The 21,600-nt window shown below is 72.8% G+C and carries 20 protein-coding genes and 1 pseudogene; 12 read left to right on the forward strand and 9 right to left on the reverse strand.

Annotated elements, in window-relative coordinates; genetic code table 11:
* Nucleotides 1-78: 78 nt before the first annotated feature.
* Nucleotides 79-1,110 carry an iron-siderophore ABC transporter substrate-binding protein gene (locus tag AS97_RS15390; protein ID WP_086709173.1) on the reverse strand — a complete coding sequence of 344 codons (1,032 nt, stop codon included), beginning with the start codon at nt 1,108-1,110 and terminating at the stop codon, nt 79-81.
* A gap of 227 nt (nt 1,111-1,337) precedes the next feature.
* Here AS97_RS15390 and AS97_RS15395 point away from each other — a divergent pair.
* From AS97_RS15395 to AS97_RS15405, 3 genes and pseudogenes are all read left to right on the forward strand, one after another.
* Nucleotides 1,338-2,351, forward strand: a pseudogene (locus tag AS97_RS15395) (hypothetical protein); the annotation flags it as partial.
* A gap of 1,154 nt (nt 2,352-3,505) precedes the next feature.
* Complete coding sequence (locus tag AS97_RS15400) at nt 3,506-3,796, forward strand: hypothetical protein (RefSeq protein ID WP_210565095.1); 291 nt, start codon at nt 3,506-3,508, stop codon at nt 3,794-3,796.
* A gap of 137 nt (nt 3,797-3,933) precedes the next feature.
* Nucleotides 3,934-4,095, forward strand: a complete 162-nt coding sequence (locus AS97_RS15405; RefSeq protein ID WP_185930445.1) for a hypothetical protein — start codon at nt 3,934-3,936, stop codon at nt 4,093-4,095.
* Nucleotides 4,096-4,383: 288 nt separating this feature from the next.
* On the opposite strand, the gene AS97_RS15410 is transcribed toward AS97_RS15405, so the two are convergent.
* The 3 genes from AS97_RS15410 to AS97_RS15420 all read right to left on the reverse strand — a co-directional run bounded on the left by AS97_RS15410 (nt 4,384) and on the right by AS97_RS15420 (nt 7,430).
* The gene (locus tag AS97_RS15410; protein ID WP_247204377.1) at nt 4,384-5,382 is read right to left on the reverse strand and encodes a 3-oxoacyl-ACP reductase; all 999 of its coding nucleotides are present in this window, start codon (nt 5,380-5,382) and stop codon (nt 4,384-4,386) included.
* The gene (locus AS97_RS15415) at nt 5,367-6,452 is read right to left on the reverse strand and encodes a Zn-dependent alcohol dehydrogenase (RefSeq protein ID WP_086707894.1); all 1,086 of its coding nucleotides are present in this window, start codon (nt 6,450-6,452) and stop codon (nt 5,367-5,369) included. The genes AS97_RS15410 and AS97_RS15415 overlap by 16 nt, the downstream gene beginning before the upstream one ends.
* 123 nt (nt 6,453-6,575) lie before the next feature.
* Entirely contained in the window at nt 6,576-7,430 is an 855-nt protein-coding gene (locus tag AS97_RS15420) for a MaoC/PaaZ C-terminal domain-containing protein (RefSeq protein WP_059142206.1), read from the reverse strand.
* Between the two features lie 338 nt (nt 7,431-7,768).
* Here AS97_RS15420 and AS97_RS15425 point away from each other — a divergent pair, with 338 nt between their 5' ends.
* The 7 genes from AS97_RS15425 to AS97_RS15455 all read left to right on the forward strand — a co-directional run bounded on the left by AS97_RS15425 (nt 7,769) and on the right by AS97_RS15455 (nt 14,086).
* A complete protein-coding gene (locus AS97_RS15425; protein ID WP_210565096.1) occupies nt 7,769-8,977 on the forward strand; it encodes a histidine kinase in 1,209 nt (402 codons plus the stop codon).
* A gap of 77 nt (nt 8,978-9,054) precedes the next feature.
* Complete coding sequence (locus AS97_RS15430) at nt 9,055-9,660, forward strand: response regulator transcription factor (RefSeq protein ID WP_210567219.1); 606 nt, start codon at nt 9,055-9,057, stop codon at nt 9,658-9,660.
* Between the two features lie 142 nt (nt 9,661-9,802).
* Nucleotides 9,803-10,399: a class I SAM-dependent methyltransferase gene (locus AS97_RS15435; protein WP_247204806.1), complete on the forward strand. Its 597-nt coding sequence runs from the start codon at nt 9,803-9,805 to the stop codon at nt 10,397-10,399.
* 219 nt (nt 10,400-10,618) lie between these two features.
* A complete protein-coding gene (locus tag AS97_RS15440) occupies nt 10,619-11,539 on the forward strand; it encodes an N-acetylmuramoyl-L-alanine amidase (protein WP_247204378.1) in 921 nt (306 codons plus the stop codon).
* A gap of 162 nt (nt 11,540-11,701) precedes the next feature.
* Complete coding sequence (locus tag AS97_RS15445; protein WP_197048984.1) at nt 11,702-12,529, forward strand: DUF5336 domain-containing protein; 828 nt, start codon at nt 11,702-11,704, stop codon at nt 12,527-12,529.
* A gap of 187 nt (nt 12,530-12,716) precedes the next feature.
* The gene (locus tag AS97_RS15450) at nt 12,717-13,727 is read left to right on the forward strand and encodes an LLM class F420-dependent oxidoreductase (protein WP_059142209.1); all 1,011 of its coding nucleotides are present in this window, start codon (nt 12,717-12,719) and stop codon (nt 13,725-13,727) included.
* Nucleotides 13,728-13,792: 65 nt separating this feature from the next.
* Entirely contained in the window at nt 13,793-14,086 is a 294-nt protein-coding gene (locus tag AS97_RS15455; protein ID WP_043237004.1) for a hypothetical protein, read from the forward strand.
* Between the two features lie 374 nt (nt 14,087-14,460).
* On the opposite strand, the gene AS97_RS15460 is transcribed toward AS97_RS15455, so the two are convergent.
* The 3 genes from AS97_RS15460 to AS97_RS15470 all read right to left on the reverse strand — a co-directional run bounded on the left by AS97_RS15460 (nt 14,461) and on the right by AS97_RS15470 (nt 17,725).
* Nucleotides 14,461-15,561, reverse strand: coding sequence for a prenyltransferase (locus AS97_RS15460; protein WP_059142210.1), 1,101 nt, complete (start codon nt 15,559-15,561; stop codon nt 14,461-14,463).
* Nucleotides 15,558-16,301 carry a class I SAM-dependent methyltransferase gene (locus tag AS97_RS15465; protein WP_059142211.1) on the reverse strand — a complete coding sequence of 248 codons (744 nt, stop codon included), beginning with the start codon at nt 16,299-16,301 and terminating at the stop codon, nt 15,558-15,560. The genes AS97_RS15460 and AS97_RS15465 overlap by 4 nt, the downstream gene beginning before the upstream one ends.
* An 86-nt stretch (nt 16,302-16,387) precedes the next feature.
* On the reverse strand, nt 16,388-17,725 hold the full coding sequence (locus AS97_RS15470; RefSeq protein WP_210565099.1) for a glycosyltransferase family 4 protein: 1,338 nt from the start codon (nt 17,723-17,725) through the stop codon (nt 16,388-16,390).
* 429 nt (nt 17,726-18,154) lie between these two features.
* On the opposite strand from AS97_RS15470, the gene AS97_RS15475 reads away from it, so the two are divergent.
* On the forward strand, nt 18,155-18,769 hold the full coding sequence (locus AS97_RS15475; RefSeq protein WP_059148498.1) for a TetR family transcriptional regulator: 615 nt from the start codon (nt 18,155-18,157) through the stop codon (nt 18,767-18,769).
* 270 nt (nt 18,770-19,039) lie between these two features.
* On the forward strand, nt 19,040-19,660 hold the full coding sequence (locus tag AS97_RS15480; protein WP_174887350.1) for a response regulator transcription factor: 621 nt from the start codon (nt 19,040-19,042) through the stop codon (nt 19,658-19,660).
* Nucleotides 19,661-19,687: 27 nt separating this feature from the next.
* Here AS97_RS15480 and AS97_RS15485 read toward each other — a convergent pair whose 3' ends face one another.
* Together AS97_RS15485 and AS97_RS15490 are read right to left on the reverse strand one after the other, a co-directional pair.
* Nucleotides 19,688-19,921, reverse strand: a complete 234-nt coding sequence (locus AS97_RS15485; RefSeq protein WP_059148499.1) for a ferredoxin — start codon at nt 19,919-19,921, stop codon at nt 19,688-19,690.
* A complete protein-coding gene (locus tag AS97_RS15490; RefSeq protein ID WP_210565101.1) occupies nt 19,921-21,387 on the reverse strand; it encodes an aldehyde dehydrogenase in 1,467 nt (488 codons plus the stop codon). Before AS97_RS15490 ends, AS97_RS15485 begins: the two co-directional genes overlap by 1 nt.
* Nucleotides 21,388-21,600: the final 213 nt, after the last annotated feature.

The following is a 21,600-nucleotide window of genomic DNA, read 5'->3' on the forward strand; positions in this document are numbered from 1 at the left end:
TACGGTCGCGGTGGAGCCGTGCGCGTATCAGCGGTGGAGCCATGCGCGTATCAATGTGCGCGTATCGATGTGCGCGTATCAATGGACGAGGTAGCCGCGGAGGTCGTCGAGGACCCGGTCGGCGGCGGTGACGCCGAGGCCCAGGTACCAGGTCTCCTCGTCCACGTTCTTGGCCTGGCCGTCCTTGACCGCCTTCAGCTTCTTCCACAGCGGGTTGGACTGCGCCTGGTCGCGCTTGGTGGCCTTGGGGTCGCCGTAGACACCGGTGAAGATCCAGTCGGCGTCGGCGTCGTCGATCCGCTCCGGGCCGATCTCGGCGGCGAGGTCGTTGATCCGCTGGTTCTTCGGGCGCGGCAGGCCGACGTCCTGGAGGATGGTGCCGATGAAGGACGCCTTGGCGTAGAGCCGGGTGGCCTGCGGCATGAAGCGGAGCATGGTGATGGTCGGCTTGTCGGGACCGATGTCCTCGCCGAGCTTCTTCGCCTTCCGCTCGTACGCGCCGAGTGCGCGCTTGGCATCGGCGGTCCGGTCCAGGGCCGCGGCGTTGAGGAGGTAGTTCTCCTTCCAGGTGAAGCCGGGGCGGATGGCGAAGACGGTCGGGGCGATCTGCTTCAGCTCGTCGTAGAGCGGCTCGGCGCGCAGCTTGCTGCCGAGGATCAGATCGGGGTGGAGGGCGTTGATGGCCTCGAGGTTGAGGTTGTTGATGGTGCCGACGTTCTTCGGGTTCCCGGCGTCCTTCTTGAGGTAGTCGGGTATGGCCTGGTCGCCCTCGGAGGGGGCGTAGCCGACCGGCTTCAGCCCCAGCGAGACGACGTTGTCGAGTTCGCCGACGTCGAGCACCACGACCCGCTTCGGCTTGCTCTTGAGCTCGGTCTTGCCCATCGCGTGGGTGATGGTGCGGGGGAACGCGCCGGGCCCCGCGTCCGTGCCCATCTTCGCGGTCTGCTCGGCCGCCGTGCCGAAGTCCTTGCCGCCCTGGGCGACGGACTTGCCGCCCCCGCCGTTGCGCTTGGCGCCGTCCCCGTCGTCCGACGATCCACAGGCGGCGAGGGACAGAGCCCCGGCCAGGGCGAGGGCGAGGGCGGCAGTGCCGCGGACGCGCAGGGACATGACGGAACTCCTGGGATCGCAGGGGGGCGCCGTTCTCACGAGCGCGCCAGACGCACTTAGGTATGCCTTACTTTAATCACAAACCATCCTCCCGTCTCTTACAGCACATTCACCCCCGATCTCTCAGGCGAATCGGGCAAGAGCCACACTTACGGGTGGAGCGCACCCATTACGGCCTTCGGCGGGGAGTACGAAAACTACGTTCTGTGGCCGGAGGTGACTGAACGATGACTGCCTGTGCCTTCGACACCGCCCTCACCGGGGGCGTCGGCGACCGGCCACGAGGGGGTTTCACCATCGCCTCGGACCGCTCGTACGGCGCGCGGCTCGCGCTCAGCGACGAGGCGTGCTGCTGGTATCCCGAGCGCTGGACGCTGGACGGCCCGGAGCCCTACGCCGTGCCGTTGCCCGCCGCCCAGCCCGAGGAGCCGGACAGCGAGCTGCTGCCCCTGGCCGACGGGCAGGTGCTCATCCACCGCCGGGTGGCCGGGCACCACGCCTTCTCGCTGCTCTACCCGGCCGGTCCCGGCACCGGCGAGCGCTCGCTCGGCGGCATCGACCGCGCCGAGGTCTCGCTGCTGCCGCCCGCGCCCGGCGGCCTGTGCGCGTTCGCGCTGGGGCGCGGGCCGCAGTCCACCTCCATCTGGCTGGTGGCCGGGGGCGGCGTCCTCGTCCCCCAGCATCTGGCCGAGGTGCCCGGCCGCTGTACGGGCGGCAGTTGGCTGGACCGTACGGGCCGGCTGCTGGCGCTCGACCGCGAACTCGACGGCCGGACCAAGACCGTGGTGGTCGATCTGCGGCGCGGCGGTGAGACCAGCCCGCTGCTGCAGATCACCGAGCGCAGCGACGACCGGCTGCTGCTCGCGGACCCCGACAGCGGTCTGCTGCTCGTACGGTCCGACGCTCCCGGGGAGGAGCGGCTGGGGTGGGGGGTGCTGGGCAGCACCCGGCCGGTGCGGTTCCCGGACTGTCTGCGGCCCGCGGGGTGGTCGGAGGCCACGCCGTTCGCGGTGCAGCCGGGGCAGGTGCTGACGCCGGAGGCGTGCGCGGTGGCCTTCCGCGTCGACGGACGGGGCGCGGCCGGGCGGCCGTGGGTGGGCGTATGGCGCCCGGCGGAGCGGCGGCTCCGCGAGTTCCCGGCACCGGAGGGCTGGCTTCCGGGCGCGGGTCTGTGGACCCGGGACGGCGAGCTGCGGCTGCCGTACGCGACTCCGCAGGTGCCTTGCGGACTGGCCCGGGTGCGGCCGTCGGGGGGGCCGGGGGCGGCGGCGAGGCTGTCGGGGAGTGGGGGTTCCTGGGTACCGGCGGCGGCGACGGGTGGGGCGGGGGCGGCGCGGGTGGCGGACGTTTCGGAGGGGCGGGTGGGCCGAGTGGTGTCGGTGGTGTCTCGGTCGGTACGTCGGGCGGTGCCGGGGGCGGTCCGGGCGCGGCCGGTGCCGGGGGCAGTGTGGGCGCGGCGGGCGCCGGGGGCGGTGTGGGCGCGGGCGGTCCGGGCGTGGCCGGTGCCGGGGGCGGTGCCGCGGGCGGTGCTGGCGCGGCCGGTGCCGGGGGCGGTATGGGCGCGGGCGGTCCGGGCGTGGCCGGTGCCGGGGGCGGTGCTGGTGCGGCCCGTGCCGGGAGCGGTATGGGCGCGGGCGGTCCGGGCGTGGCCGGTGCCGGGGGCGGTGCGGGCGCGGCCCGTGCCGGGGGCAGTGTGGGCGCGGCGGGTGCCGGGGGCGCCCCGCGCGCGGCGGAACCGTCCGGGACGCCGGAGCTGTCCGGGACGCCTGAGTCGCCGTGGCCACCGGACAGCGCGGCGGGGTCGTGGCGACGCGACGAGTCGACGGGGTCGTGGCGACGGGACGAGTCAACGGGAGCGTGGCGATCGGACGAGTCGACGGGAGCGTGGCGGCCGGACGAGGTGATGGCGGCTTGGCGATCGGACGGCGCGACAGGGGCGCGGCGATCGGACGGCACGACGGGATCGTGGCCTCGGGACAACGCGACGGGATCGTGGCCACGGGACAACGCGGGATCGTGGCGGCTGGACGAGGCGACGGGGGCGCGGCGGATCGCGCGGATGACACGGGTGTTGTCCGAGCCCTCCGCACGGGAGACCGAGTCCTCCGGCCGGGTGGCCGCGGAACCCCCGCATCCGGCCCCGGGCCCGGCCGGGGCGCGGGACGTGCGGACGCCGCGGACGACGTCCCCCGCGGCCGAGATCGCGACCCGGATCACACCGTGGACCCGGGTCGGCGGCCCCGGCGGAGCGGACCCCGCGCGAGTGCCCGGGCTGACGCCGCTGCGGCCACCTGGACCGGCACCGGAGCTGAGACCGTCGCGAACGGCCGGACCGGCACCTGACCTGAGACCCTCGCGAAACGCCGGACCGGCACCGTCGCGGACACCCGAGCCGATGCCAGTGCCGGTCCCGATGCCGGTGCCGGTGCCGGTGCCGGTTCCGGTGCGGGAGCGGTCGCCGATGCCGGTGCGGATGCCGGAGCCCGAAGGCGGATCGGGCGTCGAGCCCTGGGGCGGGACCGGCTCATGGGCCGGGGTCGAGCAGGAGATGGGGCCCGAGCCGGACCCCGATCCCGGCGCCGGTACCAGCCCCGCCCTGCGGCCCGTACCGCTGCAGCAGGCGCCGCTCGCCCGGCCCCCGCAGCCCCGGCCACCCCGCTGGGTCCGGGATCACCGCCGTGGTTAGACTCGGTCGGGGGCTGCGCGTCCCCGCGTTCCGTCACGCGCGGGGCGCCCCGGGCGATGCGCATGGAAGGGCGTGCGCCATCGTGGTCAGCCCCCTTCGCACAGTACAAAGCGATCTGACGGGGTGACGTACCCACCATGTCCGAAACCCACATCGACACGACCCAGGCTCGCCCGCGGGACGCCGCCGCGGCCCAGGCCGATGGCTCTCAGGGCAAGCACCGGGGGCAGGCAGCATCCGAGGAGTCCCAGGCACCGGCCAACGGCCGCCACCGACGCCCGGCCGAGAACGCCGCCTGAAAACCTCAGGCTCTGGGATCTTCAGGATCTGAGATCTTCAGGATCTGAGCGTCCCAGGATCGTCGTGAGAACCTCAGGCTCGTCCTGACACAGGGCAGCCAGGCCCCCAGGGGAGCGTCTCCGATCGCGGGACGGGCTGGATTTCCCTCGGAAGTCCAGCCCGTCCGGCGATCGTGGGGCGCCCCCGGTCCGGCCCCCAGGGCCCCGGCCCGGCTCCCGGCCTGCCCCCCCGGGGCCCCACCTCGGCCGCCGGCCTGCCCCCGGGCCCCCACCCCGGCCCCGCTCCCCTCACCCCCGCTTGAGGCCCAGCACCTCCACCGCCGCGAAGCTCTCCCCGCCCCGCTCCGCGAAGTACGGCGTCAGCACCGCGTCCAGCTCCTCGAAGCCGAAGGCATCCCCCTTGGCGTCCAGCTTCGCCGCCACCTTCGGCCGCTCCAGGATCGCCACCATGCCGCCGTGCACCACGAACACCTGGCCGTTCACCTTCGCCGCGCCCGGTGAGGCGAGATAGCCGACCAGCGGGGCCGCGTGTTCGGGGGCGAGGGCGTCGAGCCGGCCGTCCTCCGGGAGCTCGAAGTCCGCGAAGACGTCCTCGGTCATCCGGGTGCGGGCACGCGGGCAGATGACGTTGGCCGTCACCCCGTACTTGGCGAGCGCCACCGCCGTGGAGGTGGTCAGCCCGACGATGCCGCCCTTCGCCGCCGCGTAGTTCGGCTGGCCCGGCGAACCGGCGAGGAACGCCTCCGAGGAGGTGTTGATGATCCGGCCGTGGACCGGGCCGCCCTCCGCCGCCTTGGACCGCTCGCGCCAGTGCGCGGCCGCGAAGCGGATGGTGTTGAAGTGGCCCTTGAGATGGACCCGGATCACCGAGTCCCACTCGTTCTCACTCATCGAGAAGACCATCCGGTCGCGCAGGATGCCCGCGTTGTTGACCAGGATGTCCAACGCGCCGTAGGTGTCGATCGCGAGCTGGACCAGCTCGCCCGCCTGCGCGAAGTCGCCAACATCGCCCGCATGGGCCGTGGCCCGGCCACCGGCCGCGCGGATCTCCTCGGCGACCTCCTCGGCCGGGCCGGCCGATGCCTCGCCCGAGCCGTCGCGTCCGCCCTGTCCGTAGTCGTTGACGACGACATTGGCGCCCAGCCGCGCCAGTTCCAGGGCCTCGGCCCGGCCGAGGCCGCGCCCGGCGCCGGTGACGATCGCGGTCTTCCCTGCCAGTGGGCTCCCGGTCAGTGGGCTCCCGGTCAGTGGACTCCCCGCCAGGGGGCCCGTCAGATCTCGATGCATGTGCGCAGCGCCTCCCCGGTCCGCATCTGGCCGATCGCCTCGTTGATCTCGCCGAGCCGCACCCGGTGGGTGATCAGCCCTTCGAGGTCGATCCGGCCCGCCCGCCACAGGTCGATGGTGCGCCGGTAGGAGCGGAGCACATCGCCGCCCCCGTAGAGCGAGGGCAGGATCCGCTTCTCCTCGAAGAACAGCTCGAACATGTTGAACTGCAGGAAGTCGTCCAGCGCCCCGGCCCCGACCACGCACAGCGTGCCGCCGCGCCGGGTGCTCTCGTAGGCCCGGCGGGCGGTGGCGGAGCGGCCCACGACCTCGAAGACGTAGTCGAAGCCCTCGCCCGCCGTGACGCTGTTCTTCGCGGTGTCAAGGCCGTCCGGCGCCACCGCCTCGGTAGCCCCGAAGCGCAGCGCGGCCTCGCGCCGCGACTCCACCGGGTCGACGGCGACGATCTGCGCGGCGCCCGACGCCCTGGCCCCCTGGATGACGCTGATGCCCACGCCGCCGCAGCCGATGACCGCGACCGACGAACCGGCCTCCACCCGGGCGGTGTTGAAGACGGCCCCGAGCCCGGTGGTCACCCCGCAGCCGATGAGGGCCGCGATGTCGTACGGGACGTCGTCGGGGATCGGCACGGCACAGGCGGCGGGCAGGACGATCTCCTCGGCGAAGGTGCCGGTCCCGGACATGCCGAAGAGCTCCTGCGAACTGCCGCCGGAACGGCGGAAGTTGGGGGTTCCGGCGTTCATGAACCCGGTCAGGCATAGCTCGGTCTGACCGCGTTGACAGGCCGGACAGTCGCCGCAGGCGGGCAGCCAGCACACCAGCACCCGGTCACCGGCGCTCAGCCCGGTCACCCCGTCGCCCACGTCGAGGACCTCGCCCGCGCCCTCGTGGCCGGGGATGAACGGCGCGGGCTGCGGCAGCACCCCGGCCATCGCGGAGAGGTCGGAGTGGCACAGCCCGGTGGCCCTCAGCCGCAGCCGGACCTTCCCGGGGCCGAAGCCCACCGCCTCGATGTCGTCGAGGACTTCGAGCTTGTCCTGTCCCGTCTCATGCAGTACGGCCGCGCGCACGACGCCTCCTTGGGGATCACACTGGGATCACGCTGGCTCACGCCGGATCGAGCCCGCTCACGCCGGACGAACCTGTTCACGCCGGAACGCCGCTCAATCCGGATCGAGCCCGCTCAAGCCGGATCAAACGTGGTCGACGATGGTGTCGGTGAGGACCGGTGCGTCGTCCCGCTCGACGGCGGTCGCCGTCACGTGGACGCGCCCCTCGTCCCGCCACATCCGCACGCGCAGGGTCTCGCCCGGGTAGACCACCCCGGCGAAGCGTGTGGTGTACGAGCGCACCCGGGCGACGTCCCCGTCCAGCGCCGTGTCCACGACAGCCTTGAGCACCATCCCGTACGAGCACAGCCCGTGCAGGATGGGCCTCTCGAACCCCGCGACCTCGGCGAACGCGGGATCGGCGTGGAGCGGGTTCCAGTCCCCGGAGAGCCGGTAGAGCAGCGCCTGGTCCTCGCGGATGGCCCGCTCCACGGTGTGGTCCGGCTCCCGGGCGGGCGGCTCCACGCGGTCGGAGGGGCCGCGCTCGCCGCCGAAGCCGCCCTCGCCCCGGGCGAAGATCCGGGTGTCGCAGGTCCACAGCGGGCCGTCCGCGTCGGCGACGTCGGAGCGCAGCACGATGACGGCCGCCTTGCCCTTGTCGTACACCGCGGCGACCTTCGAGGTCTGGGTGGCGTCCCCGCTGACCGGGATCGGCCGGTGCAGTTCGACGGTCTGGCCGCCGTGCAGCACGGCGGCGAGGTCGACGTCGATCCCGGGTGCGCTCATGCCCCCGGCGACGGCCATGCCGCCGCCCGCCACGGTGGCGAAGCTGGGGAGCACATGGAGCCTGCTCTCCAGGGTGTAACGGAGCTCTTCGGGGTCGGTGGCGGGGATTCCGGCGCCGATGCCCAGGTGGTAGAGCTGGATGTCCTTGTGCCCCCAGGTGAGAGCGGTGCTGCGGGGTTCGGCCGAGATGGCCTTGGCGGCATCGATGGGCATAGGGCGACAGCACTCCTTGGTCCGCTCGCTCGGCCACGGTCCGAAGACCCCGGCCCGCCCGTCCGCACCGTCGGCCGTGCCGGGGTCGTCGCTGGTCGGCCGGGTCGCGTCGCTCGCATGGATATGTAGAACGCGTTCTAGCCGATGGCACCCTGTATAGCCCAATCGCTCCGCAGGGGGAAGAGTGCTGACGGGCCATCAGATGGACACGCGGACCTCCGTCGGACGGCCTTCAAAGACCGCTGTCCGGGGTGACGAAGGTCCCGGGACAAATGTCACGACCATCCCCCGACATCCGCATCTGCCCAGCTCATAGCCGCTTCCGTAAGGTCGGACGCATGTATGCCACCGCCGCGCACATCGAGCGCCTCAAGCCGCCGGGCCGCCGCGCCTTTCTGCCCTGGCTCTTCATGCTCTCGGGGGATGTGCAGGCGCTCTTCAAGGGGAAGACCCCGCTGCCCTGGCTCGGCGGCGCGGGGGCGGCGGCCTTCGTCGTGCTCTACGTGACCACCATCTACACCAGCCTGGACGAACGCCGCCGCCACACCCGGGCCCCGCTGCTGGCGCTCGCCGGGCTTGCGGCCGTCACCTACGCGCTGGGCATCGGCTACGCCGGGGACTGGCTGCTGTGCTTCCCGCTGCTGTCACTGGCCTCCGGGATCGTGCTGCGCGGGGGAAAGCGACCGCTGGGACCGGTCATCCTCGCCCTGTCCGGCTCCGCCGGGATCATCGCCGGGTTCCGCGGCGGCGCCTCGGACTCGCTCACGGTCTCGTACGGGACGATCCTGTCCGGCCTGGTGACGGCGGCCATCCTGTCGCTCTTCGAGACCGTCGCCCAGCTCCGCGCTACCCGCCAGGAGCTGGCCCGTACGGCGGTGGAGAAGGAACGGCTGCGGTTCTCCCGCGATCTGCACGATCTGCTGGGCCACACCATGTCGGTCGTCGTGGTCAAGGCGGAGGCGGTGCGCCGGCTCGCCCCGAAGAACCTGGAGGCCGCGCTGGAGCAGGCCGCGGACATCGAGGCGGTCGGGCGGCAGGCGCTCACCGAGATCCGCGAGGCCGTCACCGGCTATCGCGAGGGCAGCCTGGCCACCGAGCTGGACCGGGCCCGCTCGGCGCTGGACGCCGCCGGTATCGAGGCCGCCGTCCGCCGCTCCGGACCGCCGCTGGCCCCGCAGACCGAGGCGCTGCTGGGGTGGGTGGTCCGCGAGGGCGTCACCAATGTGGTGCGGCACAGCGGGGCGGCCCGGTGCGAGATCGAGGTCCGCGGCGGCATGGACCGGATATGGCTGGAGATCACGGACGACGGGGGCGGCGTAGGCTCCCGTGCCACCGGTACGGACGCGACGAGCACGGCGGGCGGCGAAGCGGCAGAGGGCGCCATCGGCGGTACGGGCCTCAAGGGCCTGGCCGAACGGCTGTCCGCGGCGGGCGGCTCGCTGGAGTCCGGCCCCGGCGCGCGCCGCGGCTTCCGGCTCGTGGCCGAACTGCCGGTGGATACGGAGGATCCGATGGAGCCCGAGGTCAAGGAGGCCCGGACGGCGTGAACGACGCGGACGGTGTGAGCGACACGCAGGGCACGCAGGGCACGCAGGGCACGCAGGGCGTGAACGACGCGCAGGGCGTGATCAGGCTCCTGCTGGCCGAGGACCAGGGGATGATGCGGGGCGCACTCGCCCTGCTGCTCGGGCTGGAGGAGGACTTCGAGATCGTCGCGCAGCTCGGGAACGGCGACGAGATCGTGCCCCGGGCCCTGGAGACCCGGCCCGATGTGGCGCTGCTCGACATCGAACTCCCCGGCCGCAGCGGTCTGGACGCCGCCGCCGCGCTGCGCGAGGCGCTCCCGGAGAGCCAGGTGCTGATCCTCACCACCTTCGGCCGCCCCGGCTATCTGCGCCGCGCGATGGAGGCGGGCGCGGCCGGGTTCCTGGTCAAGGACGGCCCGGTCGAGGAGCTGGCGGTGGCGATCCGCCGGGTCCTGGCCGGTGAACGCGTCATCGACCCGGGCCTGGCCGCCGCCGCCCTCAGCGCGGGCCCCAACCCGCTGACCCAGCGCGAGCGCGATGTGCTCTCGGCGGCGGTGGACGGCGCGACGGTCGCGGACATCGCGGCCAGGGTCCATCTGTCCCCCGCCACCGTGCGCAACTACCTCTCCTCGGCCATCGGCAAGACCCAGACCCGCAACCGCATGGAAGCCGTCCGCGCCGCCCGCCAGAACGGCTGGCTGTGAGCGCCGCGCACCGGCCGACCCCTCCCCTCCCGCCGGGGAGGTCGTACGGGAGGATGGGCCGGTGACTCAGTCTGCTGCCGCCGCCGCGCCCGCGGTTCCCGATCGCACCGTGCTCGACGCCTTCGAAGGGGCGAAGGGGTTCATGCCGCTGGACGAGGGGCTGGCCCTGCACGCGGCCGCGGCCGACGCCGCCGGTCGGCTCGGGCTGCCGCTGCTCGAAGTCGGCACGTACTGCGGGCGCTCCACCATCCTGCTGGCCGATGCCGCCCGCGCGGCGGGGACGGTCGTCGTGACCGTGGACCATCACCGGGGCTCGGAGGAGCAGCAGCCGGGGTGGGAGTACCACGACCCGGAGGTGGTCGACCCGGAGGTGGGGCGGATGGACACGCTGCCCACCTTTCGCCGCACCCTCCACCAGGCGGGTCTGGAGGACCATGTCATCGCCGTGGTCGGGCGGTCGCCGCGGGTCGCGGCGGTGTGGGGGCGGCCGGTGGGGCTGGTGTTCATCGACGGCGGGCACACCGACGAGCATGCGAGCGCCGACTACGAGGGCTGGGCGCCGCATCTCGCGGCGGACGGGCTGCTGGTGATCCACGACGTCTTCCCGGACCCGGCCGACGGCGGCCAGGCCCCCTACCGGATCTACCGTCGTGCGCTCGGCTCCGGCGCGTTCGCCGAGGTCTCCGCGATCCGCTCGCTGCGCGTCCTACGCCGCACCGCGACCGCCCCGGCCGCCTGAGCCGCGTAACGCGGCCCCCGGCCGCCTGGTCGTACATCCCGGTCCGGCGGCAGTCGACGGACGAGTCCTCCCCCGGCCCCGTGCCGGAGGGTATCCGCGTCGTACGCCGTGGCCGACGCGCCCGCCGCCGCGCGCCATGGCGGCGGGCGGCCCAGGGCGGCGCGGCCGTCGTCGTCCCCGCGCCTGAGATGCGGCGGCGGCACGACTACCATCGCCCGCGTGTCCAACGGCAGCTTTCCTCCTGAGCCCGGTCGCCGCGGCGGCACTCTCGCCATCGTTCTGGCGGCGTTGCTACCTGCCTGCTTCGCCGGCTGGCTGCTGTGGAGTTCGCTGGGAGATTCGAAGGACGACGGCGCGGACGGGGTGGGCGCGCCCACGACCTCCTCGACGTCCTCCCCCTCGCCGCCGTCGTCCGGCGCGCCCGCCGCGCCCTCGCCGCCGACGCCGTCCGGAAACGTGTCCGGGAAGCCCCTCGCGGGCAAGGTCGTGGTCATCGACCCCGGCCACAATCCGAACAACCGCGACCACCCCTCGCAGATCGCCCGGCTCGTCGACATCGGCACCGACGAGAAGGAGTGCGACACCACCGGCACGGCCACCAACTCCGGCTATGCCGAGGCGTCCTTCACCCTCGATGTGGCGCGCCGCGCCCGCACCCTGCTCGAAGCGCGCGGCGCCACGGTGCGGTTCACCCAGGACGGCGACCGGCCGTACGGGCCGTGTGTGGACGAGCGCGCGGAGATCGGGAACAAGGCCCATGCCGACGCCGTGGTCTCCGTGCACGCGGACGGCGCGGCCGCCGGGGAGCGCGGCTTCCATGTGATCCTGCCCAAGTCCGTCCGGGGCGGCGGCGCGGACACCTCCGCCATCACCGCCCCCTCCCGCCGGCTCGGCGAGCGGCTGCGCAGCCGGTTCGCCAAGGCCACCGGCAGCGAGCCGGCGCAGTACATCGCCGACGGCAGCGGGCTGGACGTCCGGGGCGATCTGGGCGGGCTCAACCTCTCCACCGTCCCCAAAGTGTTCATCGAGTGCGGCAATATGCGCGACTCCCAGGACGCCGCCGAACTGACCGACAAGACCTGGCGCGAGCGCGCGGCGGACGGTGTCGCACAGGGCATTACGGACTTCTTGAACGAGTAGCGCTCCCACAACCGAACGGGAGGTCACGAGCGGGATACCGATGGGCCACCCCCGGTCTCCGCAGGCAGATTCACCCGTACGATGGGGCCCACCCCCGACGCCTTCGCGCCACGCGCCTGGCGGCAGCGCTACGTTAAGACGAAACCGACAAAGGACCTCACGTTGAACATCCGCTCGCTCACTCGAGGCGACGGCGTGGTGATCGGAGCAGCGGTGCTGCTGTTCATCGCCTCCTTCCTCGACTTCTACACCATCGACTGCGGTGGCAGCAGCTTCTGCAAGGACGCCGGTGAGAACGGATGGAAGTCCGACTTCTTCCCCGTACTGCCGTCGATCTTCCTTGCCGGTGTGATCGCCGCGGTGCTCATCGTCTCCGCTCGTTTCCAGCCCGCGGGCCGCAACCTCTTCGGGCTCTCGCTCGACCAGTGGGGCACGGCGCTCGCGGTTTTCGCGGCCTGGAGCTCGCTGTGGACGATCATCGGTGGCCCGGAGGGGGTCGACAAGGGCGTCGGACAGATCCTCGGCCTGATCGGCACGCTGGCGATGGCGGCGGTCGCGCTGCTCATCCAGCGCGTCCCGGCCCTGAAGGCCCCGCTGGTGAACGCCTCCGGTCCGGCCCCGTCCCCGTACGGTGCGGCCCCGCAGCCGGGGTACGGCTACCCGGGTGGTGCCCAGCCCGGCGCCCCCGCGCCGTACGGCGCCCAGCCCGGTCAGCCGCAGCCGGGGCAGCCGCAGCCCGGTCAGTCCTTCGGCGGCCAGCCGGCCCCGGCCCCGGCGCCCTCGGGCGGCGGGGACTTCGCCCCGTTCTGGTTCGCGGTGCCGGTGGCCCGCCCGCTGTACGCCGAGGACGGTTCGTCGAGCACCATCGCCGAACTGGCCCCCGGCACCTGGTACCTCGCGGTGGAGCAGCGCGGTCAGGCGCTGGTCGCCCAGACGCAGGACGGCCGTCGCGGCGTCCTGCAGGACACCACGGGGATCCAGCGCGGCTGAGCCGAGCCGAGCCGCGCGTTCCATGACGCGCCCCGCGCGTCGCGCATGACCGCCGACGGCCCCTCGCCCGTAACGCTCGGGCGAGGGGCCGTTGCCATGTGCGCCCCCGGCCCGTACAGTCCGGCCGGTGCGGCTGACCTGCCGTCAGTCGCCTCTCCACCCTGTCCGGCGGAACGAGGGGGCTTCCATGCGGCTCGGTCTGGCGCTCGGCTACTGGGGCCGCGGCCCCGACCCCCGCCATCTGGAACTCGCCCAGGAGGCGGAGCGGCTGGGCTACCACTCGGTGTGGACCGCCGAGTCCTGGGGCTCGGACGCCTTCACCCCGCTCACCTGGCTCGCCGCGCACACCACCCGGATCAAGCTCGGCACGGCGGTCGCGCAGATGGCCGCCCGCACCCCCACCGCCACCGCGATGCAGGCGCTCACCCTGGACCATCTCTCCGGCGGCCGGATGATGCTGGGGCTGGGGCTGTCCGGACCGCAGGTGGTCGAGGGCTGGTACGGACGCCCGTTCCCCAAGAGCCCGCTGACGGCGACCCGTGAGTATGTCGAGGTCATCCGGCAGGCGCTGGAGCGCGCGGCGCCGGTGCGGCTCGACGGGCGCTACCACCCGCATCCGTACGCCGGTCCGGACGCCACCGGTCTCGGCAAGCCGCTGAAGTCCATCGTCCATCCGCTCCGCGCCGATCTGCCGGTGCTGCTCGGGGCGGAGGGGCCCAAGAACATCGCCCAGACCGTGCGCATCGCCGACGGCTGGCTGCCGCTGTACTGGTCGCCGTCACGGACGGAGCTCTATCAGGAGACGCTGGCCGACGCGCGGGACGGCTTCATGGTGGCGCCGATGACACAGGTGCGGGTGTGCACCGATGTGGCGGAGGGGCTGAAACCGGTGAAGGCGATGCTCGGCTTCTACATCGGCGGGATGGGCCACGCGGCCCGCAATTTCCACGCCGACCTGATGGCCCGTTTCGGCTATGAGGCCGAGGCGCGCCGGGTGCAGGAGCTGTTCCTGGCGGGCCGGCGCGCGGAGGCGATCGACGCGGTGCCGGACGCGTTCGCCGATGAGATCTCGCTGGTCGGGCCGCGTGAGCGGATCGCGGAGCGGCTGGAGTTGTGGCGCAAGGGCCCGATCACGGATCTGCTGGCGGTGGCGCCGGATCCGCGGACCTTGCGGGTGCTGGCGGAGCTGGCGGGCTGAGCGTGTCGTACGGGTGTGCGGCCGCACCCTGGTTTGGCTCCGCGGAGGCGGGCAACACGTGAGGCATGTCACGAAGTTATCGCCACGGAAGCAACCAGGCGGCGACCGTCGTGGCGGTCGTCGCGGACGTCATGGCCGTCATCCTCGGCCTCTGGATTCTGTTCGCCCTTCTCGATGCCAACCGTGCCAACGACCTCGTCACGGTGGTCCATGACGCGGCGAGCTGGCTCGCGAGCTGGTCCCATGACCTGTTCACCATGGACACGGACTGGCTCCGGACCGTCCTCAACTACGGCCTGCCGGCCGTGGTGTACCTGTTCATCGGCCACGCCATCGCGGGGCGGCTCCGCCGCGGCTAGGCATGCCTGCGGCGGCCCATTCCCCTGCCCGCCCCTCCCCGAAACTGGAGCTCCGGCCCAGGCCCCATGGGGCGGAGCCGCATATCGATGCCGCGGGAAGGGACGGGGTACGGAAACGTCCGCCGGGCACCCGGTAACGCTCCGCTGGAAGTGCCACGCCATGCCGTCGACCTTCCGCGACGCCGCCGTGGCCGGTCGCGCCCACGCGGCGGAGCCGCTCATCGACACAGCTCCGCGCCCCTTCGGGGCGCGCACCCGGCCACGGCCTACGGGTGTCCGGCGGTGCCGAGCCCCCGGGGTCTGGGGCGGAGCCCCCGTCACGGGAAGGGGCAGGGGAACAAGCCTGCCGCGGGCGGCTCGATCAGCCGGACACGCTAGCCACAGCAGTCCGAGTCCAGCCCCCGCGGCAGCCCCTCGCCGCCGAAGACGGCCGTGGTCGCCTCGTCGCCGCCCAGGGCCGCCACGGCGAGCAGCAGCGACCCGGCCGTCCAGGTGGTGCGCTCCTCCGGCCAGACCGCGTCGTCCTCGAAGACGTAGCCCGTCCAGTACATCCCGTCCTCGGCCCGCAGCGGCCGCTGGATCCAGCGCAGGATGTCCACCGCGTGGTCGGACTCCCCCATCGCCCAGAGCGCGAGCGCCAGTTCGCAGCTCTCGCCGCCGGTGACCCAGGGGTTGGGCGAGACACAGCGCACCCCGAGCCCCGGGACCACGAAGCGGTCCCAGCCCTCCTCGATGCGCTCCTTGGCGGCGGCGCCGGTGAGGGCGCCGCCGAGGACCGGGTAGTACCAGTCCATCGAGTAGCGGCGCTTGTCGAGGAACCGTTCGGGGTGGTGCCGTATGGCATGGCCGAGCAGCCCCGCCGACAGCTCCCAGTCGGGCTGGGGCTCCTCGCGGTGCTCGGCGATGGCCAGGGCGCAGCGCAGCGCCTGGTAGACGGAGGAGGAACCGGTCAGCAGGGCGTCGGAGTCGATGGTGCCGTCGGCGCCGCGCCGCCAGCCGATCTGGCCTCCGCTCTGCTGCATCCCGAGGACGAACTCGACGGCGGCGAAGACGGTGGGCCAGATCCCGTCGAGGAAGGCGTCGTCGCCGGTGGAGAGGTAGTGGTGCCAGGCGCCGACCGCGACGTAGGCGCAGAAGTTGCTCTCCCGGCCGCGGTCGGTGGGGGCGGCGGCGGCCACGCCGTCCGGGGTGTCGGGGTAGGCCGCGTACCAGGAGCCGTCGGGGTTCTGGTGCCGGACCAGCCAGCGGTAGGCGGCGGTGGCGCGCTCGTGCTCGCCCGCCGCGTCCAGCGCCATCGCGGCCTCGATGTGGTCCCAGGGGTCGAGGTGGTGGCCGCGGAACCACGGTATGGCGCCGTCCGCGTGCTGGACGGCGGCGATGCCCTCGACCGTGCTCAGCACCTGCTCGGGGCTGAGCACGCCGGGCAGCGCGAGCCGTTCGGTGCGGGGGCCGGGGCGCGGTCCGAGCGCCGTCACGCCTGGTCCTCGCGCGGGGCGTGGGGCTTGGTCGCGTACGCCACGAAGCTCTTGCCGACGATCGGGTTCAGCGCACGCTCGGCGACCCGGGTGGCCAGCGGCTTCTTCATGATGTCCCACACCAGCAGCTTGTGGTACGCGCGCACCGGCAGCGGCGCCTCATCACCGTCCTTGTCGACACCGAAGGCGCACTTGAGCCACCAGTACGGGCTGTGCAGGGCGTGTGCGTGATGGGTGCCGTACGGCCGCAGCCCGGCCTCGCGCATCTTCTCCAGCAGCTCATCGGCGCGGTAGATGCGGATATGGCCGCCCTCGACCTCGTGGTAGGCGTCCGACAGCGCCCAGCAGACCTTCTCGGGGCCGTAGCGCGGCACGGTGACGGCGATCCGGCCGCCGGGCCTGAGCACCCGCACCATCTCGGCGAGCACGCCCTTGTCGTCGGGTATGTGCTCCATCACCTCGGAGATGATGACCACGTCGAAGCTGTCGTCGGGGAAGGGCAGGGCGAGGGCGTCGCCTTCCATGGCGGTGGCCGTGGCGCCCGCCGGGGCCTCACCGGCCTCCTTCATGGCGGCGAACCACTTGGCGACCTCGCGTATCTCCTCGCCGTTCTGGTCGAGCGCGACGACCTGGGCGCCGCGCCGGTAGCACTCGAAGGCGTGCCGGCCGGCGCCGCAGCCGAGGTCGAGGACGCGATCGCCGGGGGCGAGGGGGAAGCGGGTGAAATCGACGGTCAGCACGGGGGTCTGCTTTCGTCCGGCGGGTTCGTGGGGCGGGAGGGGCAGGGGCGGGGCTCAGCGACGGGCGGGAGGGGCGGGGAGCGGGCTCAGCGGCGCTCGGCGGGCGCGGATACGCCGATGGCCCGGCGGTACTGCTCGACGGTGCCGCGCGCGGCCTGTTCCCAGGTGAAGCGGCGCAGCACCCGTTCACGGCCCGCGGCGCCCAGCCGCCGTCGGAGGTCGGCGTCGCCCAGCAGCCGGATCAGGGCCGCGGCGAGCGCGTCGGCGTCGCCGGGCGGTACGGCAAGGCAGCTCTCGCCGTCGGGTCCGGCGACCTCGGGGATCGCGCCGCCGGTGGTGGCGACCAGCGGGGTGCCGGTGGCCATGGCCTCGGCGGCGGGCAGCGAGAACCCCTCGTACAGCGAGGGCACACAGGCGATCTGGGCGCCGCGCACCAGGTCCACCAGTTCGGCGTCGCTGATGCCCTTGACGAACTCGACGGCGTCTTCCAGCCCGTGGCGCGCCATGGTGGTGGCCACCGGTCCCTCCTGCGGCCGCTTGCCGACGACGACCAGATGGGCCTCGGGGTTCTCGGCGCGGACCTTGGCGAGCGCCTCGATCAGATACACCAGGCCCTTGAGCGGCACATCCGCGCTCGATGTGGTGACGATGCGCCCGGGAGTCACGGGGACGGCGGGGTCGGGCGAGAAGAGCCCGGTGTCCGCGCCGATGTGCACCACATGGATCCGGTCCGGCCGCACCCCGAGGTCCTCGACGATCTCCCGGCGGGAGGAGCCGGAGACGGTGAGCACCGAGGGCAGCCGCCGGGCCACCCGCTTCTGCATCCGGGTGAAGCCGTACCAGCGGCGCACGGAGAACCGGCGCTTCCAGCCGTCGGCGGCGTCCAGCTCCAGCTGCCGGTCGACGGTGATCGGGTGGTGGATGGTGGTGACCAGCGGGAAGCCGAGCCGGTCCAGGCCCAGCAGCCCGTATCCCAGGGTCTGGTTGTCGTGGACGACGTCGAACTGGCCGAGGCGCGCCGCGAGATGGCGGCGGGCGCGCAGGCTGAAGGTGAGCGGCTCGGGGAAGCCGCCGGTCCACATGGTGGAGACCTCCAGGGCGTCGACCCAGTCCCGGTACTCCTCGCGCCGGGGCGTACGGAACGGGTCGGGCTGGCGGTAGAGGTCGAGGCTGGGCAGCTCGGTGAGGGTGACGCCCTCCTCGGCGTCCAGCACCGGATACGGCTGGGCGCCGATGACTTCGACGGTGTGGCCGAGCCGGGCGAGCTCCCGGGAGAGATGGCGCACATAGACGCCCTGGCCCCCGCAGAATGGATTCCCCTTGTAGCTGAGCAGGGCGATGCGCAGCGGCCGTTCGTCGGTGGCGGTGGGGGGCGCTGCTCGAAGCGGGTCGGCCCCGGTCTCCTGCGCGGCCTCTGCGGTCATCGCGCCCCCTCCTTGGTGCAGTTCAGCGGGAGCGTATCCGCTTCCGTTTATCTAGAACAAGTTTCACTAGCGCATCCCCTGAGGAGTCACGAAGATACCTGCCCCACATGGCCGCTCCAGGGCCGGGGCGGGTGATCCCTACCACTCGGTAGCCGGGGCGCCGGGAAGAAGTCGACGACGGGCGTGTGCACCGGGTGGGCCGCCCGCCGGCCCGGCCGCGAGCGCCACACGAGCGCCGCGCGGCGACAACCCGCCCCGACTGCCGCGACAGCGACCTGCGTCAACTGCGCGGACACGGGCGCTTCGGGGAGGACCCGCGCTAGCCTAGAACGAGTTCCAGTGACTCGCAGGCCCCGAGCCCGCCCTGCCATCATGCACGACGTCCGCTTGCCGCCGACCCGCACACGCAACACATTCGAAGTGGGACACATGACCGCAGAAGTCAAGCCAGCCGCCCTGCAGCTGACCGAGCGACAGGAGGCGCGCCGCCGACGCATCCTGCACGCCAGCGCCCGGTTGGCCAGCCGAGGCGGCTTCGACGCGGTCCAGATGCGCGAGGTCGCGGAGAACTCCGGGGTGGCGCTCGGCACCCTCTACCGCTACTTCCCCTCCAAGGTCCATCTGCTGGTCGCGACGATGCAGGACCAGCTGCAGCATATGCATGAGACGTTGCGCAAGAGGCCCCCGACCGAGGAGGAGCCGGCCGCCCGGGTCGCTCAGACCCTGATGCGCGCCTTCCGGGCCCTGCAGCGCGAACCCCATCTGGCCGACGCGATGGTGCGCGCCCTCACCTTCGCCGACCGGTCGGTCAGCCCGGAGGTGGACACGGTCTCCCGGCTCACCACCGCGATCATCCTGGACGCCATGGGCCTGGCCGACTCCCCGACGCCCGAGCAGCTCTCGGCGGTCCGCGTCATCGAGCACACCTGGCATTCGGCGCTGATCACCTGGCTCTCGGGGCGCGCCTCGATCGCCCAGGTCAAGATCGACATCGAGACCGTCTGCCGGCTGATCGACCTCACGGCGCCCGCCCCGGCCCGGTAGCCAGGCGTACCGCATATCCAAGGTCGGGCGTGCCGCACATCAAGGTCGGGCGTACCGAACATCCAAGGTCGGGGGTACCGCATATCAGGGGCGCATGGATCAATTCTTGCGCCCCTTCGAGCTTCTGGACATGGTTTGTGCGCCCTCACGCCCCCTCTTGGCTCAAATTCCGCGTTCACGCCCTGCCCAATCCCGGTATTCATGAACGGCGCGCGACAGAGCGACAACGGCGCGCGACGAGAGAACGCATCGTGGGGGGTGGAGAAGTTCGTGATCAGGTTACTTCTGGTACACGAGTCAGGGCTGCTGAGAACGGCCCTGGCCTCGGTCATAGGGGCCGAACCAGACATCGAGGCGGCCGCGTGTGCCTGGCGTGACGCGCGTAGCAGAGCCCGTTCCATGGAGCCACAGGTGTGCGTGGTGGACACGGACTGCCCGGCGGCCGACAAGGCGGCACGCAAGGGCGAGTGGGGGAAGTTCGTGGCGTCCGCCTCCGGGGAGGGCGGGGACTGCGGGCTTCTGGTGCTGGTCAACTCGGAGCGGCCGGGCCCACTGCGCCGCGCCCATGAGGCCCGGGCACTGGGGTACGTCGACAAGGACGCCCCACCGCAGCGGCTGATCGAGGCCATCCGACGGGTGGCACGGAAGGAGCGCTATGTCGATGACGCGCTGGGCTACGGCTTCCTCCAGGCGGCCAAGATCCCGCTGACCGAGCGCGAGCTGGGCGTGCTGTCCCTGGCCGCCGACGGCGCCTCCATCTCGGAGATCGCCCGTACGCTCCATCTGTCCACCGGGACGATCCGCAACTACCTGGCCGCGATCACCCGGAAGACCGGGGCGCGCAACCGCGTGGACGCCATACGGATATCCCAGTGCGAGGGCTGGGTCTGACCTCTGCCGACCGCGGCTGGGGAGCCGCTACTCGTCAGGGGGAAAGACCTGTTCACCGGTGTCCGACAGGCGCAGGGCGATGGCCTCGACCGGGCAGCCCTCGGCCGCCGCGAGCACCGCCTCGGAAGCATCGGCCTCCGTCTCGACGGGATGCGACTGCCGCGCCCCGTCGAGCCGGAAGCCGCCCGGCGCGGTGCTCACGCACATCCCCGAGCCGATACACACGCCCCGGTCCACCTCGATCCGCCAGCGGTCTCCCATCAGTCCGTCTCCCCGTCCCAGCCCTGGGGCAGGTGGATCATCTTGTGCTCCAGATACGCGGAGAACCCCTCCGGGCCGAACTCCCGGCCCAGACCGGAGTTCTTGTAGCCGCCGAACGGCCCGAGCATGTCGAGGCTGAAGGTGTTGACCGAGTAGGTGCCGGTGCGGATGCGCCGCGCGAAGTCGATGCCGTGCCCGACGTCCGCCGTCCACACAGAGCCGGACAGCCCGTAGTCGGAGTCATTGGCGATCCGGGCCGCCTCCTCCTCGTCCCCGTACGGCAGCAGACAGATCACCGGCCCGAAGATCTCCTCACGGGCGATCCGCATGCCGTTGCCGACATCGCCGAAGAGCGTGGGCTCCACGTACCAGCCGGTGTCCAGGGCCTCCGGACGGCCGCCACCCGTCAGCACCTTGGCGCCCTCCCGCTGGCCCAGCGCGATGTAGTCCAGCGACCGCTCCTGCTGCCGCCGCGCCACCAGCGGCCCGACCTGGGTGGCCGGATCCAGGGGGTCGCCGACGACCAGGGCGGAGGCGGCGGCCGCGAACCGCTCGGCGATCTCGTCGTAGTGGCCACGCGGGGCGAGGATCCGGGTCTGGGCCACACACGCCTGGCCGTTGTTCATCCAGGCGTTGGGCACGATCCCGGCGACGGCCGCCTCCAGGTCCGCGTCCGGCAGGATCACCGCGGCCGACTTGCCGCCCAACTCCAGCGTGACCCGGGTCAGATGGCGCGAGGCGACCTCCATCACCCGCTTGCCGGCCGCGACCGACCCGGTGAACGACACCTTGTCCACGCCCGGATGGCCGACCAGATACTCGCTGACCTCGCGGTCGGCCGGAAGGATCGACAGCACCCCCTCGGGCAGCCCCGCCTCGGCCGCGATCTCCGCCAGGATGTAGGAGTCCAGCGGCGTCTCGGGGGACGGTTTGAGGATCACCGAGCACCCCGCGAGCAGCGCGGGCGCCAGCTTCGCGGCCGCCACGAACTGCGGCACGTTCCACGGCACCACGGCCGCGACCACCCCGACCGGCTCCCGCCGCACCAGCAGCGGTCCGAGCACCCCGGCCCGCCGCTCCTCGTAGCCGAAGTCGCGGGCCACGGTGATGGCCGCGTCCCACACCATCATCGCGCCGAGCGCCTGGGCGAGGACGCTCCAGGAGTACGGGGAGCCGTTCTGCGCGCTGATGACCCGGGCGATCTCCTCATGGCGTACGGCGATGGCGTCCTTGATCCGGGTGACCACCGCGATCCGCTCGGCCACCTCCATCCGGGGCCAGGGGCCCTCGTCGAACGCCGTCCGCGCCACCGCGACCGCCCGGTCCACATCGCCGCGCGCGGCGTGTGGCACCCGGCCGATGACCTCCTCGGTATGGGGCGAGACGACCTCGATGGTGTCCTCGCCCGCCGGATCGGTCAGCGTGCCGCCGATGAAGAGCTGCCCGTGCTCGATGAGGTCGCCCATCGTTTGCCTCCGGCCGATGACTGAGGGGTACGTCCGGCTGGCCCGCGCCCGGGGCCGCCGACAGCAGGCCCGCACTCGGGGCCGCCACCAGCTCGCCCGATCGCGGGACCGCCACTGGCCCGCCCGATCCGGGGCCGACAGCTCGCCCGCACCCGGGGCCGCCAATATCTGACGCTGCATCAGAACTGATACCAGTTCCAGCTATAGTGAGCA

The sequence above is a fragment of the Streptomyces sp. AgN23 genome, from assembly GCF_001598115.1.
GTDB classification, from domain to species: Bacteria; Actinomycetota; Actinomycetes; order Streptomycetales; family Streptomycetaceae; genus Streptomyces; species Streptomyces antimycoticus.

Coding starts and splice junctions, on each gene's coding strand:
- AS97_RS15475 (WP_059148498.1), top strand. CDS start 18,155: ATGACCGCAGAAGTCAAGCCAGCCGCCCTGCAGCTGACCGAGCGACAG.
- AS97_RS15390 (WP_086709173.1), bottom strand. CDS start 1,110: ATGTCCCTGCGCGTCCGCGGCACTGCCGCCCTCGCCCTCGCCCTGGCC.
- AS97_RS15455 (WP_043237004.1), top strand. CDS start 13,793: ATGTCACGAAGTTATCGCCACGGAAGCAACCAGGCGGCGACCGTCGTG.
- AS97_RS15450 (WP_059142209.1), top strand. CDS start 12,717: ATGCGGCTCGGTCTGGCGCTCGGCTACTGGGGCCGCGGCCCCGACCCC.
- AS97_RS15400 (WP_210565095.1), top strand. CDS start 3,506: ATGCCAGTGCCGGTCCCGATGCCGGTGCCGGTGCCGGTGCCGGTTCCG.
- AS97_RS15425 (WP_210565096.1), top strand. CDS start 7,769: ATGTATGCCACCGCCGCGCACATCGAGCGCCTCAAGCCGCCGGGCCGC.
- AS97_RS15490 (WP_210565101.1), bottom strand. CDS start 21,387: ATGGGCGACCTCATCGAGCACGGGCAGCTCTTCATCGGCGGCACGCTG.
- AS97_RS15420 (WP_059142206.1), bottom strand. CDS start 7,430: ATGCCCATCGATGCCGCCAAGGCCATCTCGGCCGAACCCCGCAGCACC.
- AS97_RS15485 (WP_059148499.1), bottom strand. CDS start 19,921: ATGGGAGACCGCTGGCGGATCGAGGTGGACCGGGGCGTGTGTATCGGC.
- AS97_RS15470 (WP_210565099.1), bottom strand. CDS start 17,725: ATGACCGCAGAGGCCGCGCAGGAGACCGGGGCCGACCCGCTTCGAGCA.
- AS97_RS15405 (WP_185930445.1), top strand. CDS start 3,934: ATGTCCGAAACCCACATCGACACGACCCAGGCTCGCCCGCGGGACGCC.
- AS97_RS15410 (WP_247204377.1), bottom strand. CDS start 5,382: ATGCATCGAGATCTGACGGGCCCCCTGGCGGGGAGTCCACTGACCGGG.
- AS97_RS15435 (WP_247204806.1), top strand. CDS start 9,803: ATGCCGCTGGACGAGGGGCTGGCCCTGCACGCGGCCGCGGCCGACGCC.